This is a genomic window from Flavobacterium sp. MEB061 (assembly GCF_000834715.1).
Lineage (GTDB): Bacteria > Bacteroidota > Bacteroidia > Flavobacteriales > Flavobacteriaceae > Flavobacterium > Flavobacterium pectinovorum.
Genome location: NZ_JXQR01000074.1, coordinates 549,710 through 567,376, shown reverse-complemented (window position 1 = coordinate 567,376; position 17,667 = coordinate 549,710). Strand labels below are relative to the sequence as shown.

Genomic DNA, 17,667 nt, shown 5'->3' with positions numbered 1-17,667 from the left:
CAGATCATTTTGGGTATTTAAACATTATGGTTTTTTGCTGTTAAAAATTCTTTAGCTTTTAAATAATACAATTTTTTAAAAGATGCATCCTAAAATTTCTTGAGGTTGAAATCTATCAAAAAAAATTAAAAAGAATAATAATCAAAAAAATAAGTAAAATGAAAAAACGAATGTGTTGTAGATAAAAAAAAGAAACTGTTTCTGCTGCAACAGAAATGGTGAAGCTTAAATAAATTGTACATCTCTATAAGGAAAGCTAATGATTTAAATTTTCAGCTCACCTTATTCAAACTAAAACTAAGTAATGAAAAAAATATTATATAGATATGCATGGTCATGCATCTTGTTGATTTCTATTGGTGTCAATGCCCAGGAGACCAAACCCTTAATTCAGTCAAAACTCGAAGGAATTGTAGTGGATGCGGTTACAAAAGACCCTGTTATTGGTGCTTCAGTAAACATTAAAGGTACTACACACGGTGTTCAGACAGATTTTGATGGGAAGTTTTATTTCCAAACCGGACAAAAATTTCCTTATTCTCTTGTAGTAAGTTACATGGGATATAAACAAACGGAAGTGGTAGTAAATGCAAATTCAGTTGTTATTGAACTTACACAGCAAGAAAATGCCTTATCAGAAGTAGTGGTTACCGCACTTGGTATTACAAAAGAAAAAAAATCTTTAGGTTATACTACTCAATCGCTTAAAAACAAGGATTTATCAGATACAAAAGAAACCAATTTTTTAAATAGTATGACCGGTAAATTAGCCGGAGTACGTATTACAAATTCACAGGGTGATATGGGATCTTCACGTATCATTATTCGTGGTGAAACATCTATTGGCGGAAATAACCAGCCTTTGTTTGTGGTAGATGGAGTTCCGGTAGATAACACGCAATTTAGCAGCTCAGGTGGTGTAAATGCTTCCCGAGATTTCAAAAACGCAATTGCCGATTTAAATCCAAATGATATTGAAACATTAACAGTATTGAAAGGCCCGAATGCGGCAGCCCTTTACGGATCGCGTGCGGCGCATGGTGTTGTTTTGATTACTACAAAATCAGGAAAAAATCAAAAAGGACTGGGTATAAGCTTTAGTTCAGGAATCACTATTTCTCAAGTGGCTACATTGCCAAGCTTTCAAAATACTTTTGGACAAGGATCAAATGGAAGATTCAGTTATGTAGATGGTAAAGGTGGTGGTATTAACGATGGTGTTGATGAAAGCTGGGGTCCTAAAATGGACGGACGTTTGATTCCTCAATTTAATTCAAATGGTGTAGCTGTGCCTTTTGTGGCTCATCCTAATAATGTGAAAGACTTTTTTAATACTGGTATTACTTATGAAAATAGTGTTTCTGTAGCAAAATCAGACGAAAAATCGGATTTCCGTTTGGGAATAAACAATCAAAAACAAACCGGAATAGTGCCTAATAGTGAAGTAAATAAAACAAACTTTACTATTAATTCTAATTATCAAATATCTGAAAGTATAAAAGTAGGGGTAACAGGAAATTATATTGTTACCGATGCTCCGGCACTTCCGGGTGGTCCTTCTGGTAACCGTGCTGCGGGTGTAATGCTTCAGTTTCTTTGGTTCGGACGTCAGGTAGATATCAATGCACTTAGAAATAACAGAGATGTTAACTGGAACAACAGCTATTATAGCAATCCATACTGGAATGCGTATTACAATACTACAAGCCAACAGCGTAATCGTTTAATTGGAGATATTCATTTGGATGCAAAACTTGCCGAAGGACTTAATTTTAGATTCCGTACCGGAGTTGATTATTATAACGATCGTAGAAAATACGAGATTAAATATGGTACAAACGGAACTCCTTTTGGATCGTATGCTGAAGATGCTTACACTGTAAATGAGCAAAATACAGAGGGTATTTTTACTTATACTAAAAAACTAAACGATGATTTTAGTGTAGATGCTCTTGCTGGATTCAATATTCGTAATCACAGCGATGCAAACAATTATCAAAAAGCACCACGTTTGGCTGTGCCTGATTTGTATACGCTGACGAATTCAAGAGATCCATTAACGTCATCAAACACATTATCAAGATTGAGAGTTTATAGTGCTTATGCTTCTGCACAATTTGGGTATAAAAATTATGCATTCTTAAATGTAACGGCACGTAATGACTGGTCGTCTACATTACCAAGCAACAACCGTTCTTATTTTTATCCTTCTTTTAATGGTAGTTTCGTAGTTTCTGATGCTTTTAATTTAAAAAGTAACACACTTGATTTCTTAAAAGTACGTGGTGGATGGTCTGAAGTTGGTAATGATGCAGATCCGTATCAATTATCTACGGTTTATAATTTCCAAACGGCATTCGACGGAAATCCGATTCAAACTTCTTCACAAAAGAAACTTAACGAGAACCTGAAACCGGAAACAACACGCTCTACCGAATTAGGTTTAGAAGCTTCTTTCTGGAAAAACAGACTGCATTTTGATTTTGCTTACTATAACACAAATAGTTTTGATCAGATTCTGGAGATTAAAACAACTGCTGCGAGTGGTTATACTTCTCAGTTAATCAACGCAGGTAAAATTAACAACCGAGGAATCGAAATTCAATTGGACGGAACTCCTGTTCAAACTGAAAACTTTAAATGGAATATTGCTGGAAACTACTCAAGAAATATAAGCAAAGTAGAGATTCTTGATTATGAAGGAAGCATTAAAAACTACACAATTGGTTCTTCAGGAGGTGTTGATGTACTAGCATCTGTAGGACAGGCTTACGGAGCACTTTACGGAACAGCTTATGAGCGCGATGCAAACGGAAATATAGTAGTAGGAGCAAATGGATTGCCAAAAGCTGATCCAACAAAGAGAGTATTAGGACATTACACTCCAGATTATTTAGCTGGTGTAACTAACACATTGACTTACAAAAATCTTGAACTTTCATTTCTTGTTGATGCCAGTGTAGGTGGTGAGATTTTCTCAGGAACTAACAGAACGGGTACTTATACAGGTGTATTAGCAGAAACGCTTCCGGGTCGTGATGCTGCCAATGGCGGATTAAATTATTATGTAGCGACAACTGGTACAACAAATACGAAAACCCTGGTTTCAGGCGGTAATGCACCATCAGGAGCAGTAATATATGATGATGGAATGATTTTTAAAGGAGTATATGCAGATGGAACTCCAAACACTTCAGTTCTTAGTGCACAGGAATATTACAAAGCATCATACAATATTAGCGAAGCTTATATCTATAGTTCAACTTATGTGAAACTAAGAGAGATAAAATTAGCTTACAATTTCAATAAAAAATTTGCAAGAAAGCTGGGATTAGATGGAGCCAGTATTACTGCAGTAGGTCGTAATTTGTTGTTTATTTATAAAGATGTACCGAATATTGACCCGGAAACAGCTTTTAATACCGGAAATGCTCAGGGATTGGAGAGTTTATCTTTGCCAACAACGAGAAATTTCAGCCTTAATGTTAATCTTAAATTTTAAAAACACGCAATCATGCTAAAAAAAATAGCCTATATAACGCTTTTTGCATTGACATTTAGTTCTTGCAGCGATACATTGGATGATATTAATAAAAATCCAAATGCAACCGAAACACCATTAGCGCCTTACCTGTTAACAGGAACATTAAAACAGGGAGCTGATTTATATTGGGGAGACGTTAATAACTTTAACTCGTCTTTATTATTTGTTCAGCATTGGGCTAAAATCCAATATACTGAACCGGACAGATACGATGTATCTAATGCTTCTTTCACAACTTTATGGGATAAAGGTTATTCGACTTTGATTACCGATTTGAACACGATTATAAATTTTCCGGATGCACAGGCAAATTCAAATTATAAAGGAATTGCATTAACGCTGCGTTCATGGACATTTTTATTGTTAACAGATGCTTATGGAAGCATTCCTTACAAAGAGGCAGGTTTGAAAGTAACACCGGCATATAATACTCAAAAAGAAGTATATACAGGATTACTTGAGGATTTAAAACAAGCCCAGTCTTTACTGGCTACAGCAAATGGTACAGTAACCGGAGATTTAGCTTATAAAGGAGATGTCTTAAAATGGAAAAAACTGGTAAACTCACTTCGTTTGCGTATAGCGTTGAAAATTGCTGATAAAGAACCTGTGTTGGCAAAACAAGCTGCGATTGAAGCAACAACAGATCCGGCAGGAGTAATTAGCAATAATAGCGAAATCTTTAGGTTTGTTTACACTAGTTCACCTCAGCAAAATCCAGCATCAGCCTGGTTTGAAACACGCGATGATTTTCGTATTTCAAAAACAATGGTCGATAAATTATATGAGTTCTCAGATCCGCGCTTAGCTGTTTTTGCTCAATTACCATCAGACGCCAGCGTAGGTAAATACGTTGGAGGAGCCAATGGATTATCAAACAGTGATGCTAATAGTCAGGGTTTTGCCAAAACATCAAAACCGGGAACTTATTTTCTAACTTCGGCATCGCCGGCTGTATTTGTTTCTTATTCAGAAACACTTTTTAATCTTGCAGAAGCGGCAGCACGCGGTTATATTGCCGGAGATGCAGAGCAGTTATATAAAAATGCAATTACAGCATCTTTCAATCAGTTTGGTATTACCGATGCAACCGTTATTTCAAATTATCTTAATCAGCCAACGGTGCAGTACGATGCTGCAAATTATGCCAAATCGATAGGTACACAAAAATGGATTGCATTTTTTGGACAAGGTCTTGACGCTTTTGCAGAATGGAGAAGACTTGATTATCCGGTATTGACAGCCGGCCCGGCTACAGTTTTGGATGGACAGATTCCTTCGCGTTTCTTCTATCCGGGTACAGAGCAGTCATTAAACGGAAATAGTTATCAGGCCGCAATATCTGTTCAGGGAAAAGATTTGCTTACTACAAAACTATGGTTTGATGCCAAATAAATAAGCATAAATAGTATTTTATAAATGAATGCTATTTATTGAAAATGAAAAAGCTAAATCGAAAGATTTAGCTTTTTTTATATTATGAACTTAGTTTTTCAGTACTTTTAATCCTTAAGCAATGTTCGGTTCCTAAATACAATGGATTTCCGTGTTTTTCTGACCAAAAGCCATCCAGTACATCTTTGGTTATACAACGATAAACGGCGACACCTTTGTAGGTTTTCCTGTCATCACCTTTATAGCTAAAATTAATAACTAAAATATTGTCTTTAAAGAAACCGTGTCCCTTTTGCTGCTGCGTATCGTTAATAAGCCACAGCGCAACAATTCGGTTATTTTCATCCAAAGACAAATTCAAAATTCCTTTATAGTTTATTTCCTGACTCTGATCCTGATTACTCCCGGAAATGGAATAACTGCCTGTTAAATCTTGTACTGTCATTATATTTATTGATGCTGAAATTAGCGTTTTCTGAGTTATTTTGAGGTGCAAATTTGAATAAAATATAGAGAATAAACAATCAAACTTAGGGTTATTTATATATGGAAAAGTAGTTGCTTTTGCTATGGCTGTATCCTTTTTAATTTTTGGGTTGTATGTTTTTATTATTACATGCTTGTAAACTGTTTAGGATCATAAAAGAACTTTTCTGATTTTATAAGTTCTTCCTGCCAGTTTTGATACGCGATTTCTTCAATTTCAGAAATAGTTCCATTTTTCCATTCAAATCTGAAATACCATCGAATAACAACCTGATCACCATTCATAAAATAGGGACGAATACATTTTGATACTAAAGATTTGACTTTTTGAAGTGTATTTTTTTCGTTAGCAACAAGATTATCTCTGCCGACACGTGGTTCTGCCTGATTTTCCTGCATAGAAGCATCAATAGTGTAGAATTTTTCAATCGCTTTATCATGTTCGTTAGATTCGACCATTGCTATAAATTGTTCAATTGTTTCTGGTTTAGGCATGAGTTCTTGTTTTTAAATTTTTAATAATTTCTAAATATCTATTTTCAAAAACAGACTGATCAACAGGTAATACAACCGATTCAAATAATTTCATCAAATCTTCGGAATGGCTTGCTGCTTTTTTTGTCTGGATGTTGTACTGAATAAACTTTATCCATAAAATTGCTTTTAATTCTGTTTCATTTTCATTCCACATTTTCATTTCAACCAGTAAAAGATTGTCTGTATATTGAATCAGCTGAGACTCAATTAATACCGTTTCCATTGTAAAAGCCGGTTTCAAATAACTGATCTGATTCGATGCAACAACCCAGCTAAGTCCTGTTGTTTTCATATATTCAAATATGTCAAGGTCATAGTTTTCGGCAATTTGATCTTCACGTTCATTAATAAAATATTCTAAATATTTAGAATTGTTCAAATGATTAAAAGGATCACAATCCTGAAACCTTACTTTTCTTTTTGTCTTTAATATTTTTTCCATTTTTATAATTATTACATCAAATACCGATCGGTATCTGAAAGGTTAAAAATTTTTATTTGCTGATGCTTTCGATTATAGTTTGATCTATAAAATCCATTGCGTCATTGATGTAGGTTGGGTCATTGTGGGTAAAAGTCAAAAGAGAACTGCCTTCAATTAAGGATAAAATTATTTTAGCATATTTATCAGGATCAGTATTTTGCTTAATTTCATCATTAGCAATACCATCCTTGATAATATTGGTTAAACCGACAGTAAATTTTTGAGATAAATTTTGCGCTGCTTTAAATAATAACGGATTAATAAATTTGGTATCAACTCCTGCACGCAACATCGGGCATCCGCCTCTGTCTTTAACCAAATCATAATAGCTGCGTTGATATTCTGTTATAGCATGAAGTTTATTTAAACTGCCTTCTTTGCTGGCAACCAGCTTGAATAAGGGAGTTATTGCAAGGTTTACATTTAGTTGAAATGACTTTAACGCTAAATCTTCTTTATTCAAAAAATTACAGTAAATCGCACCTTTTGTAAGACCTGTTGCCTTAGTAATGTCTGTCAGGCTGGTTCCAACATATCCTTGTTTGTTAAATATAGGAGCTACTTTATCTAAAATAATTTCAGAAGTATTCATAATGTTTGCTTATAGCGATTCAACAAATATAATATAAATACCGATCGGTATGCGTAAATGTTGTGAAAATTTTCAACTGAAACAAGAAGTTCTAAGGAGGATAGATTAATAATACAAAGAAAATAAGTAAATTGTATGTCTATTAGATGTCTTAAGATAATTCAACATCAATAGAATAATTAAATTTGAATTTTTATATATGAAAAAGTTAACCCTGAATCTTCAAAGCAATTTTTCAAAAGGTCGATTTTTATGTTTAGTATTTACAATCGTATTTCTTATTTCCGGTTCTATATCTGCCCAAAAAAAAGATATGATGGTTCGTATTGCAGAAATTGAAATTTATCCCGAACATTTATCACAATACAAAGCCATATTAAAAGAAGAGTCGGCTGCTTCTGTAAAGTTAGAACCCGGCGTTTTGGCAATCTTTCCTATGTATCAAAAAAGTGATTCTACTCAAATAAGAATAATAGAAATATATAATGATAAAGATGCTTATCAGGCACATTTAAAAACACCGCATTTTCAAAAATATAAAACAACTACAACTAAAATGGTTAAAGCATTAAAGTTGGTAGAAATGAATACAATTGATCCCGAATCTATGAAATTCTTGTTTAAAAAAATAAATGAATAATAGCCGCTTATACAAGATTTCGAAATATAGCTGATAAATAAACACTTGTTAATGAGTGAATAATGATTTTTTGTTTAATAAAACAAGAAGTTTCTTTAAAATAAAAGTATAAATGATGTATTTTTGCTGAATATATAAATCTAGCAAACAGTTGAAAAGGTTTTTTATCTTATTACTTTCCTTTCTGATTATGGCGCCGTCATTTGGCAGTTTGTTTATATATGCTTCCTTCAAAATGAATCAGACAGAGATCGCCAAAACGATTTGTGTACAACGTAAATTAGCTTTTAACAGTTGTAATGGTCGATGTGAACTTCAAAAAAGCATCAAAAAATATTCTGATAACGAAAGAAAAATGCAGGACAGCTTAAAAGAAAAAACGGAGCTTGTATATGTTCAAAATACTCTTGAAGTTCATTTTGATATAGTTCCTGTAATCGAAACAAAAAATAATTCTTCTATTTTGTTTGAAAAGAAACCAATAGGGGCTTCTAATCTTACATTTCATCCTCCTCTCTATTTCGCATAGATCAATCTTTCAAATTTAAAATTTTGACATTGTAACTATTTCAATGTTACTGTCTTATTTGTATTTAAATACAGCGTTTTTTCTGTTTCTTATTTTATTTGAAAACTATTGATCTTAATTGATTAATGCAATTTTATTTGTGTTTTTCTATACCTCTTCAAATTCACTGCACAAGCTTATGTTTGATTTTCAGCTTATGTCTTTGTGCTCATTTTAAACAGTTTTTATAAAATTCATTTTAATGAAATCTTTTAATTTTTTAGTAATCGCAATATTTTTTGTGATTACTTCCTGTACAATCGACAAAACAGATTACGAAGCAGAAATAGACTCTGAAGTTCCTGAATATTATGAATTTAAAGAAGCTGTTTCTTTGACCAGCGGCATTTATAAAATTAGTATTGAGGCCTTAAACGGAACTTTTTACAAAGGTTATAATGAGCTTCACTTAAAAGTTACCAATACGCAGACTAATCAAAATGTAAGTGCCTCCGAAGTTACTTTTTTGCCTGTAATGACTAATACTGATGGAAATACAAATTCATGTCCACATCAATATAATTTAGAATATAATGCTTCAAATGGCTATTACAATGGTTATTCTGTATTTACATCAGAAAGCGTAACAACTGCAAGCTGGAAATTATACGTGAGTTTTACAGTTGAGAATCAGAAATATGAGATTAATAAAGATGTTTCTGTTGAAAAACAAAGCAACAAAAATCTTAATATGACGGCTTTTACGGGAAAAGATAACGAACAGTACTTTATTGCATTGGTTTCGCCACAAAAACCAACAGTTGCAGAAAATAAATTGGTTGCCGGAATCTATAAATACAATAAGCCAACAACTCCCGCAGGGACTTTTCCAGATCCTTCGCAATTTTCTTATTCAGAAGTAACGGGTTATACCTTAAAATTAGATCCGAGAATGCCCGAGCCTTCAATGGGAAATCATTCTTCGCCAAATAATCAGGATTTAACACAGCAAAGTGATGGTTTATATCATGGCGTGGTCAATTATACGATGACCGGAAACTGGACATTGAATTTAATTATGATGAATCAAAACGGATTGATCCTAAAAGGAACGGTTGTTCCAACAGATTTTACGCCCGGAGTTGAAGGTGTAAAAAGTGAACTTTATATTGATACTTTATTTTAATATCATGAAATATATATCAATAGCATTACTTTTTTTGGGAATATCTGTAACTGCCCAAAATGCACATGTACATCATGACAGTATAAAAAATCTAGAGGAAGTAACCGTAAAAAACGCTGCCCAAAAAAAGATCGAAACAGAGATGAAAATGGCAGTTTCGGTAGATGAATTTTTATCATCTTCAGATAATATAAGTTTCATAAAACGTGGCGCTTATGCGTGGGAACCATTACTAAACAATATGAGTACAGAACGTTCGACGGTTACAATTGACGGGATGCATATTTTTGGGGCCTGTACCGATAAAATGGATCCGATAACATCTTATGTAGAAAGCAATAATCTTGCTGCAATTGATATTAAATCAGGGCAGGAAGGAAGTCTTCATGGTGCAACAGTTGCCGGAAGTATTGATTTAAAAAGAAGAAGTACGCCATTTAGCACAGAAAGAAAGTGGAACGGAAGCTATCAAAGCGGATTTGAGTTTAATAATAAACAGTTTTTTAATCTTGGAAATGTCTCTTATTCAAGCAATAAATTTGTTGCAGATGGAAGCATTTCGTACAGAAAAGCAGATAATTATTATGACGGTAATGATGATGAAGTAAAACATTCACAATATAAAAAATTCAATACCTCGCTTGGTTTGGCGTACAAAACCAGTGATTTGTCATCGGTTAGATTAGATGCAATTTTTGATATGGCAAAGGATGTTGGTTTTCCTGCATTGCCAATGGATTTATCACTTTCGAGAGCGCTAATAACTTCAGCTTCTTATAAACAATTATTTAAAGAAGGTTTGGTAAGAGTTATTGATAGTAAGGTTTATTTTAATGCGATAGAACATTATATGGATGATACAACGCGTCCTGAAAATCTGGTTCACATGGATATGCCGGGCTGGAGCACTACTTACGGATTGGTTTCTAAAGCAAATATAAAAAAGAATAGTTATTCTTCTGAAATACAATTAAATGCATACGATAATTTGTCAATTGCAGAAATGCGAATGTACCCACAGGACCGAAGCAAAAGATCTATGTTTGCTTATAGCTGGCCGTGGGTTACTACGAGATATGGCGGACTTTCTATGAATAATTACTGGGATATTTCAGAGAAAAGCCAGCTTAGTTTAGGGGGGTCTTTAGGAGTAAATTACAATTATTCCAAATATGTAGAATTTAACTGGATTTTTCATCCGGGTGCGTCTCAGGAAAAAACGAGATTTTTACCGAGTCTGCATGCGGGATATCAATTGGATATTGATCAGTTTAATTTTTCTGTTGGAACAGGTTATGGACACAGAGCACCTTCTGTTTCTGAAGGTTATGGATATTACATTTACAATAGTTTTGATCGCTATGATTATATCGGAGACCCAAATTTAAAAAATGAAATTTCGTATGAAGGAAATGCAAGCGCAGGTTTTAAAAACGAAAAATTAAGCATTCAGGGAAAAGTAAATTATTTCTACATACAAAATTATATTATTGGCAGGGTTTTAAGCATGGGAAGTCCGATGAACTATCAATCGGTTGGCGTAAAAGGGTATACTTCATTAGATTATGCAACGCTTTTTAATATGTCGATGAATGCCGCTTATGATATTTTAGAGCATTTGCATTGGAAAGGAACCCTAACTTATGCACGCGGAATGGATGATAAAGCAGGAAACCTGCCTTTTATTCGTCCGTTAAGTTACCAGACTTCTCTTCATTTTATGCATAAAAATTTTGGTATCCAGACTTCTGTAAATGGTGATTTTGCACAAATTAATTACAGTCCGGAATATGGAGAAAACCAGACATCTGCTTACACCATTTGGAATATTTCTGCCAATTATACTTTCAAAATTAATAAAGTAAAAACGGTTGTTCAGGTTGGTGCAGAAAATTTATTAAATGAATATTACAGCACTTATGCAGATTGGGGAAATATACCGAGAATGGGACGTAATATTTTTACTTCCTTAAAATTCAACTTCTAATAAAAATGAAAAAAGTTTTTAGTATCACAATGACAATGCTGTTTCTGCTGGTTTCTTTCCAGCAGGCATTGATTATTGTACACTTTAAACTGAATCAAAATGATATTGAAAAAGAGTTTTGTATTAATAAAACTAAACCTCAACTGCAATGCCATGGTAAATGCCATTTGAAAAAAGAGCTTAAAAAATCAGAAAAAAACAACGATTTAGAACTTAATGGTATCAGTAAAAAGATTGATTTTGTTTTGATTTCGGAAGTGAAATTTAAGCCTGAAATCTTAAAAAATATAAATTCAAATAAAATATTAATTTATAAAGAATGGATTCATTTTGAGCCTTATCTGGAAATATTTGTACCGCCGCCTCTTTTTAATTGCTGTTAACCAAGACTCAATAAATAGAATTACAATAATTAAATTAATAAAAATGCAAAATTTCAAAAAATACCTTTTGTTGTCAGTAACTATGCTGGCATTCGTATCTTGCTCTAGTGATGATGATAATCCTGTGGCAAACAATGTGACGCTGGAATTCAATAATACTTTTAAAAACACTACTATCGTTTTAGGTAATGCAGCTTCAACTTCTGCAACAGCCAATACCTCGGCTGCAGGACAAGTGCATCATTTTTCAGAATTAAAATATGTAATCAGTAATATCCGCCTTATAAAAGACAACGGGGATGAAGTTCCATATAACATAAATGATTTGGATAAAGGCGCAACAGTTATCGATCAGGCAAAAACAGCTTCTTTAAGTTATGTTTTAAGTAATATTCCGTCGGCGACTTATAAGCAGATTAAATTTGGTTTAGGAATCAAACCGGAACAAAATACTTTAGACCAGGTTAGATTTCCTAATTTCTATGCAGCTGCAGGAGCTAACGATACAGAAATGATGTGGGAATGGGGAAGTGGATACCGTTTTACAAAAGTAGAAGGTTTTTATGATACTGACAATAAAGCAATGTCAATTCATACCGGAAGTACTGTTGAAGGAACTGAAGGTGCTTATACTCAGGGCGTAAATGCATACAGAGATATTACTTTAAATCTTAGTACAAATGCAATTGTTGGAAGTAAAGCACCAAAAATCAAAATTGCAGCTGACTTTGATAAATTATTAAGCGGAAAAATCAATACAATTACTTTATCTACAGGAACAGGAATGAATGATAATGCAACTCCAAACGTTCATACTGCTGCTCAAATGGTGAAGTTTGTTGATAATTTGGGTGGAAATGGTTCAAGCGATATCAGCGGAATGTTTTCTGTTACTGCCGTAGAAAACTAAAACTATATTTTAGAGTCGTCTTGATGTAATTTGAGACGACTCTATTTTTAAATTCATTTCTAATGAAAAAAATAATTGTTTTCTTATCAGTAATATCGTTATTAACATCTTGTAATAATGATGATTCTGAAATGATTTCTATAGACAATCCTGAAATTACATTAAATATTCCTTCTGAATTTCCGCAAGTGAATAGTTTTGCGCGTTTAAATAAACCAACAAAATATGGTGTGGAATTAGGAGAAAAACTTTTCTCTGAAAAAAGATTCAGTGCAGATAATACTATTTCCTGTTCCAGCTGCCACATTCAGTCGAATGCTTTTGCAGATCATAATCCGCAAGCGATTGGAATTGAAGGAAGGGTCGGACTGCGAAATGCACCATCACTTCAGAATTTAATGTTTATGAAGTTTTATAATTGGGACGGAAGTAAACTACAGCTTGAAACACAGCCATTAGTTCCCATTATAACTCATGAAGAAATGGATTCTTCAATTCTGGAAGTAATAGAGAAAATTAAGGATGATCCCGCTTATAAAGATTTGTTCCGAAAAACATTTGGAGATGAAAGTATTACTCCCGAAAGAATTTATAAAAGTATAGCACAGTTTGAGTACACGCTAATTTCTGCCAACAGCAAATATGACAAAGTAAAACGAAATGAAGGAGAATCCTTTACCACAAGTGAAGCAAAGGGATATGAGACATTTCAGCAAAAATGTGCGAGTTGTCATGGTACAGAATTGTTTACAGATCAAAGTTTTAGAAATATTGGCTTTCCTGTAAACACAAATTCCAACGAAGCGGGACGAGCAAGGGTTACAGGCATTGCTTCTGATTATATGAGTTTTCGGGTTCCTACTTTAAGAAATATCGAATATACAGCGCCTTACGGAAGTTTTGGACAGTTTTCTACTTTAAAATCTGTTTTAGATTATTTTGATAATGGCGTTTTAGAAGCCGACAATCTTGACCCGGTTTTTAAAAATAATGGCAACAAAATACCACTTACGGAAGAAGAAAAGAGCAATCTTATTTCGTTTATGAAAACACTAACGGATAATCATTTTTTAGGGAATTAGTTCATTTAATTTGATATCGTGAGTTTTACCTACCAAAAGTTATATTTTGTTATTAAACTGGTCTATTTTTTTTAATTTATTAAAAATGAAATAAAAAAAGAAAGTTTTAAATTACATTGATTGATTTGTTAGCTTTGTATAAGCACCAAAAACTTTTTTATCATGCCTGTAATTGAACAATCAGAATATAATTTTCCTCCGATTATTCATCGGAACAGGCATATCTCTACTATTTACGCTGCTTTATTTAAAAAGTTTGAAGTTCCGGGATACACAAGAGAAAAACATGAATTGAATGACGGGGATTTTATTAATATAGATTTTATTCTAAATGATCCTAAAAAAGCAGTGATTTTGTGCCATGGTTTAGAAGGCGATTCCCGCAGAACTTATAATAATAGCTGTGCAACTTATTTTCAGGAGAAAGGTTTTTCAGTTTTCGCCTGGAATAACCGTACCTGCGGAGGAGAAATGAACCGATTGCCAAGACTTTATCATCATGGTGCAGTTGATGATCTTGATGAAGTAGTTCAGTTTGTCCTGAAAAAAGGATTCGAAGATGTTTATTTGATTGGATATTCAATGGGAGGTGTTCAGCTTTTAAATTATTTTGGCTGGACAAAAATGGATGAACGCGTAAAAGCAGGAGTTTCCATTTCAGTGCCTACTCATATTGCTACAAGCGCTGCTGTACTCAAACAAGGGTTTAACAGGGTTTATTTAAAGAATTTTACAATCGATATTAAAAAAAAGCTAAAATACAAAGCGGCACAATTTCCTGATTTTATAAACCGTGATCAAATTGACAGTATTACTTCTTTTGATGAAGTGGATCATTATTTTACAGCACCACTGCATGGTTTTGCCAGCCGTGACGACTATTATCAACGTGTTTCTCCTGAATTCTCCCTTAAAAATATTACCATTCCGGTTTTAATTATTAATTCTCTCGATGATCCTTTTTTGGGAGAAAGATGTTACCCAACAGCTATCGCAAAGGACAGTCTGTATGTGTATCTTGAAACCCCAAAGTACGGAGGACATTGTGCTTTTCCACTGCGCAATTCAACATATTCCTATGCAGAGACAAGAGCTTATGAGTTCTTTAAATCCTTCCAATAACCTCTGGAATGTTGCGAACTTTTAGCATTTTTTAAATAACCACTTGCGTTAAAGGATATAAAATACAATTCAAATTATATAAAATGTTTAGTTCACCATATTTCTAAATTTGAAATATAACGAACAAACAACAATATTATGAAAACGCTATCTAAATTAAAAATTGTTTTAACTGTATTGATAATAGGACTTTTACTTTCATGTAAAAATAATAAAGATGGGTATAGTGATGAAATTGACACAAGACAAACTCCTGATACAACTGCTACAGACACCACTGAAAATAAAGGTTCAAATACATCCGGTACCAATGCAACTGGCGCAACAGGAACAGAATCGGAGGGTGTTACCGGAGCGGGAAGTATTTCGGACCCGGGAACTGCTACCAAGAGAGAATCTACTCAGGGTACAGGAAGTGGTCCCGGAGAAAGTGCTAAAGATGGTTCAACATATACTTCATCTCAAACTAAGGATACCGTAAGCACGAAACAACCTGTAAAAGGAACCAAAAAATAATGTTAGTTTAGTAGACAGACATTTATCCAGATTGAAAAATATTCAAATTAAGTACCGCTGAAATAGAAGCTTTAACCTAAAAAAAACAAGCTGCCATTGGCAGCTTGTTTTATATTATCAGATTAAAAATTAGTGACTTTCACTGTTTTCAAATCCAAGAATCGTAATCATATAAGGCGTTTTCGAAACCTTAATTTTCTTTGAAATTTCCATGGAAGTCAAATTTAATTGCAATAACTCTCCTGTATTTGGAGATGTGATGTAAGCAAAATTCTCTGTTAACTGGATTTGTGGTTTTAGTGTTGCATCAGTTGCGGTTTCGGCAATTATTTTTGCTTCTTTTTCAACTGATAAACTGTTTAGGTTGAATAGTTTGAATTCTCCGGAATGCAATAAAATTCCCAGTTTGCTATCATTGTAGCTTACTTTACATTGCATGATAGTTGTATTTTGCAAAATTGGTTTAATTGTGCTGTTTACAACATCAATTAAATAAGCTCCTTTTGCGGCAGTGTAACCTACAAATTTCCCTTTCGTTGAAGTTTCTAAAATACTTCCAAACCAAGCAGTTCCAAAATCTTCAGGAAGTGCAATCAATTTTTGTTTCCCTGTACTTTCAACAACAAGAACTCCACTAGCAGAACCAAAAACAGCATAAGTTCCGTCAGAAGCATTTCCGTGAATTCCTTTGGTAACAATTGTGGCATCAAAAAGTGTTTTACCGGTATTGTCTATAATTTTTACTTTTTCAGGAAGCGTTCCTGTAATCGAATTATCCTTTTCAGTAATGGCATAAGTTCCGTTAGTAAAAGTCGCCATTGCACCGTGATGCGCCAAAAGTCCTGCATTTATCACTTTAAATACCGCACCTGGAGTATTAATTTCAGCTTCTTTTGCCACAGACAATGTGCCGTCTCCGTCATTAAAAGTCAATAATTCGCCTATTTTACTTTTAAAATGCGTTGGCAAAAGTGATTTTCCTGTCAAAGCACCAAATTGCGGAAGACCGTCTACATCAACATGATCGCCATGACTTTCAAAACCGCTGTCAAAAGTTTCAACCGTGTTGTCAGCTCTATGCACTATTCCTGCATATCTGCCAGATTCTGTAGTATAAAGAGCAGATTTTGCAAACTTTGCATTAAAAGAACTTGTTGTGGCATCAACCGGATTTACCAACGTAATTTCATTGGTTTTTTCGTCAGAGAGTAAAATTCTAAGGTATTTAAATTCTGAAAGCGTTTCTTCGGGAGTTTCAACATTGTTGTCGTCATCATTACTACAGGAGATCACGAAAGTCGACAAAGCAAATAAGAAAATCAGTTTGAAATAATTGTTTTTCATTGTAAAATGTATTTAAATTAATATTTGGGTTTAATTAGAAACTAATGGTAATTGGCATCGATTTATAGACGCTCAAATTGTGTGTGGTATTTTTATAAAGAATTACCCAATTGTATTGACCGGATTGCCACGATTTATCTAAAGTTGTTGCTTCTCCAATAGCATCTTTATCAGCGCCAATAGTGATGCTTTCTCCGCCCCATACGTCATTTATTTTTTGAAGCGTAGCAATTTTTGAAGCAGCAGGAAGGTCTTTATGTTCAACTTTTGAAATCACAATTACTTTTTTAAAATCAAGATTATCAATGCTTTCTGGATGGTAATTCAGGCTTTTTTTGATTAAAACAGAATATAAAATTCCGTCGCCCACAATCTGGCTAACCTGCGCATGGGCTGTAAGCAAATCATTTTTTTTGAAGATTAATTCCGGCTCCACCCAGGTTTCCATATAATAAATCAGATCGTCGTTTCTGGAAATAATATCGCGTCCTATTAAAGGATCAGCAGGCATATTCGCAGGATCTGTAATTGTGATTTCTTCTTTGATTTCGAGTTGGGTTCCATTTTCATCCAAAACAAAAAAATAGAAATCAAATTTACCTTCGGGAGCATCTGCAGGAATCGTAAAATGTTTATGTACATTGGTGTTTTTTGTTCCGATGTATTCAGCCCACTTAAACTCCAGTTTCCAGTCTTTTGTGTAGGTTTCTCCACTTTTCGGAAGGATTTTTAGCTGTACATCGGCAATTTTATTGCCGGCAACAACATCGGCATTAAAATGAAAATCACGACCAATTAAGGCTCGTTTGTTATTGGCGGTTCCAATTTCAATGTTTTCAGCTGTGGGTTTTGCGGCTTCCTGGTTGTCATCGTTATCACAGGCCGTAAACGAAACAGCCGCAATGGACAACAGAAGAAATAATTTTACTTTTTTCATAAGATTTAGGATTT

At 33.8% G+C, this 17,667-nt stretch carries 17 protein-coding genes; 11 read left to right on the top strand and 6 right to left on the bottom strand.

The window, feature by feature from the left end; translation table 11 throughout:
- The first annotated feature begins 304 nt into the window (after positions 1–304).
- Together RT99_RS23645 and RT99_RS23640 are read left to right on the top strand one after the other, a co-directional pair.
- The gene (locus tag RT99_RS23645) at positions 305–3,502 is read left to right on the top strand and encodes a SusC/RagA family TonB-linked outer membrane protein (RefSeq protein WP_042567169.1); all 3,198 of its coding nucleotides are present in this window, start codon (positions 305–307) and stop codon (positions 3,500–3,502) included.
- A 12-nt stretch (positions 3,503–3,514) separates the two neighbouring features.
- On the top strand, positions 3,515–4,939 hold the full coding sequence (locus RT99_RS23640) for a SusD/RagB family nutrient-binding outer membrane lipoprotein (protein WP_042567168.1): 1,425 nt from the start codon (positions 3,515–3,517) through the stop codon (positions 4,937–4,939).
- A gap of 82 nt (positions 4,940–5,021) precedes the next feature.
- On the opposite strand, the gene RT99_RS23635 is transcribed toward RT99_RS23640, so the two are convergent.
- From RT99_RS23635 to RT99_RS23620, 4 genes are all read right to left on the bottom strand, one after another.
- Positions 5,022–5,384, bottom strand: a complete 363-nt coding sequence (locus RT99_RS23635; RefSeq protein WP_042567167.1) for a hypothetical protein — start codon at positions 5,382–5,384, stop codon at positions 5,022–5,024.
- Between the two features lie 167 nt (positions 5,385–5,551).
- Complete coding sequence (locus RT99_RS23630; RefSeq protein WP_042567166.1) at positions 5,552–5,920, bottom strand: polyketide cyclase; 369 nt, start codon at positions 5,918–5,920, stop codon at positions 5,552–5,554.
- The gene (locus RT99_RS23625) at positions 5,913–6,404 is read right to left on the bottom strand and encodes a thioesterase family protein (protein ID WP_042567165.1); all 492 of its coding nucleotides are present in this window, start codon (positions 6,402–6,404) and stop codon (positions 5,913–5,915) included. The genes RT99_RS23630 and RT99_RS23625 overlap by 8 nt, the downstream gene beginning before the upstream one ends.
- 52 nt (positions 6,405–6,456) lie before the next feature.
- Positions 6,457–7,038 carry a TetR/AcrR family transcriptional regulator gene (locus tag RT99_RS23620; RefSeq protein WP_042567164.1) on the bottom strand — a complete coding sequence of 194 codons (582 nt, stop codon included), beginning with the start codon at positions 7,036–7,038 and terminating at the stop codon, positions 6,457–6,459.
- Positions 7,039–7,237: 199 nt separating this feature from the next.
- On the opposite strand from RT99_RS23620, the gene RT99_RS23615 reads away from it, so the two are divergent.
- From RT99_RS23615 to RT99_RS24890, 9 genes are all read left to right on the top strand, one after another.
- A complete protein-coding gene (locus RT99_RS23615) occupies positions 7,238–7,678 on the top strand; it encodes a putative quinol monooxygenase (protein WP_042567163.1) in 441 nt (146 codons plus the stop codon).
- 235 nt (positions 7,679–7,913) lie between these two features.
- Positions 7,914–8,207: a hypothetical protein gene (locus RT99_RS23610; RefSeq protein WP_242607247.1), complete on the top strand. Its 294-nt coding sequence runs from the start codon at positions 7,914–7,916 to the stop codon at positions 8,205–8,207.
- A gap of 241 nt (positions 8,208–8,448) precedes the next feature.
- Positions 8,449–9,372 (top strand): hypothetical protein, encoded by a 924-nt coding sequence (locus tag RT99_RS23605; protein ID WP_042567161.1) that lies wholly within the window; start codon positions 8,449–8,451, stop codon positions 9,370–9,372.
- Positions 9,373–9,376: 4 nt separating this feature from the next.
- Positions 9,377–11,359 carry a TonB-dependent siderophore receptor gene (locus tag RT99_RS23600; RefSeq protein WP_042567160.1) on the top strand — a complete coding sequence of 661 codons (1,983 nt, stop codon included), beginning with the start codon at positions 9,377–9,379 and terminating at the stop codon, positions 11,357–11,359.
- A gap of 5 nt (positions 11,360–11,364) precedes the next feature.
- Positions 11,365–11,742, top strand: coding sequence for a hypothetical protein (locus RT99_RS23595; protein ID WP_042567159.1), 378 nt, complete (start codon positions 11,365–11,367; stop codon positions 11,740–11,742).
- Between the two features lie 43 nt (positions 11,743–11,785).
- The gene (locus RT99_RS23590) at positions 11,786–12,652 is read left to right on the top strand and encodes an MbnP family protein (protein ID WP_042567158.1); all 867 of its coding nucleotides are present in this window, start codon (positions 11,786–11,788) and stop codon (positions 12,650–12,652) included.
- A gap of 62 nt (positions 12,653–12,714) precedes the next feature.
- On the top strand, positions 12,715–13,734 hold the full coding sequence (locus RT99_RS23585) for a cytochrome-c peroxidase (RefSeq protein ID WP_042567157.1): 1,020 nt from the start codon (positions 12,715–12,717) through the stop codon (positions 13,732–13,734).
- A gap of 162 nt (positions 13,735–13,896) precedes the next feature.
- Entirely contained in the window at positions 13,897–14,856 is a 960-nt protein-coding gene (locus RT99_RS23580; RefSeq protein WP_042567156.1) for a YheT family hydrolase, read from the top strand.
- Between the two features lie 138 nt (positions 14,857–14,994).
- Positions 14,995–15,372, top strand: coding sequence for a hypothetical protein (locus RT99_RS24890; RefSeq protein WP_052483785.1), 378 nt, complete (start codon positions 14,995–14,997; stop codon positions 15,370–15,372).
- A gap of 129 nt (positions 15,373–15,501) precedes the next feature.
- Here the strand turns inward: RT99_RS24890 and RT99_RS23570 are convergent, their stop codons facing one another.
- Both RT99_RS23570 and RT99_RS23565 read right to left on the bottom strand, forming a co-directional pair.
- On the bottom strand, positions 15,502–16,716 hold the full coding sequence (locus tag RT99_RS23570; RefSeq protein ID WP_042567155.1) for a hypothetical protein: 1,215 nt from the start codon (positions 16,714–16,716) through the stop codon (positions 15,502–15,504).
- 34 nt (positions 16,717–16,750) lie between these two features.
- The gene (locus tag RT99_RS23565; RefSeq protein WP_042567154.1) at positions 16,751–17,653 is read right to left on the bottom strand and encodes a DUF4625 domain-containing protein; all 903 of its coding nucleotides are present in this window, start codon (positions 17,651–17,653) and stop codon (positions 16,751–16,753) included.
- Positions 17,654–17,667: the final 14 nt, after the last annotated feature.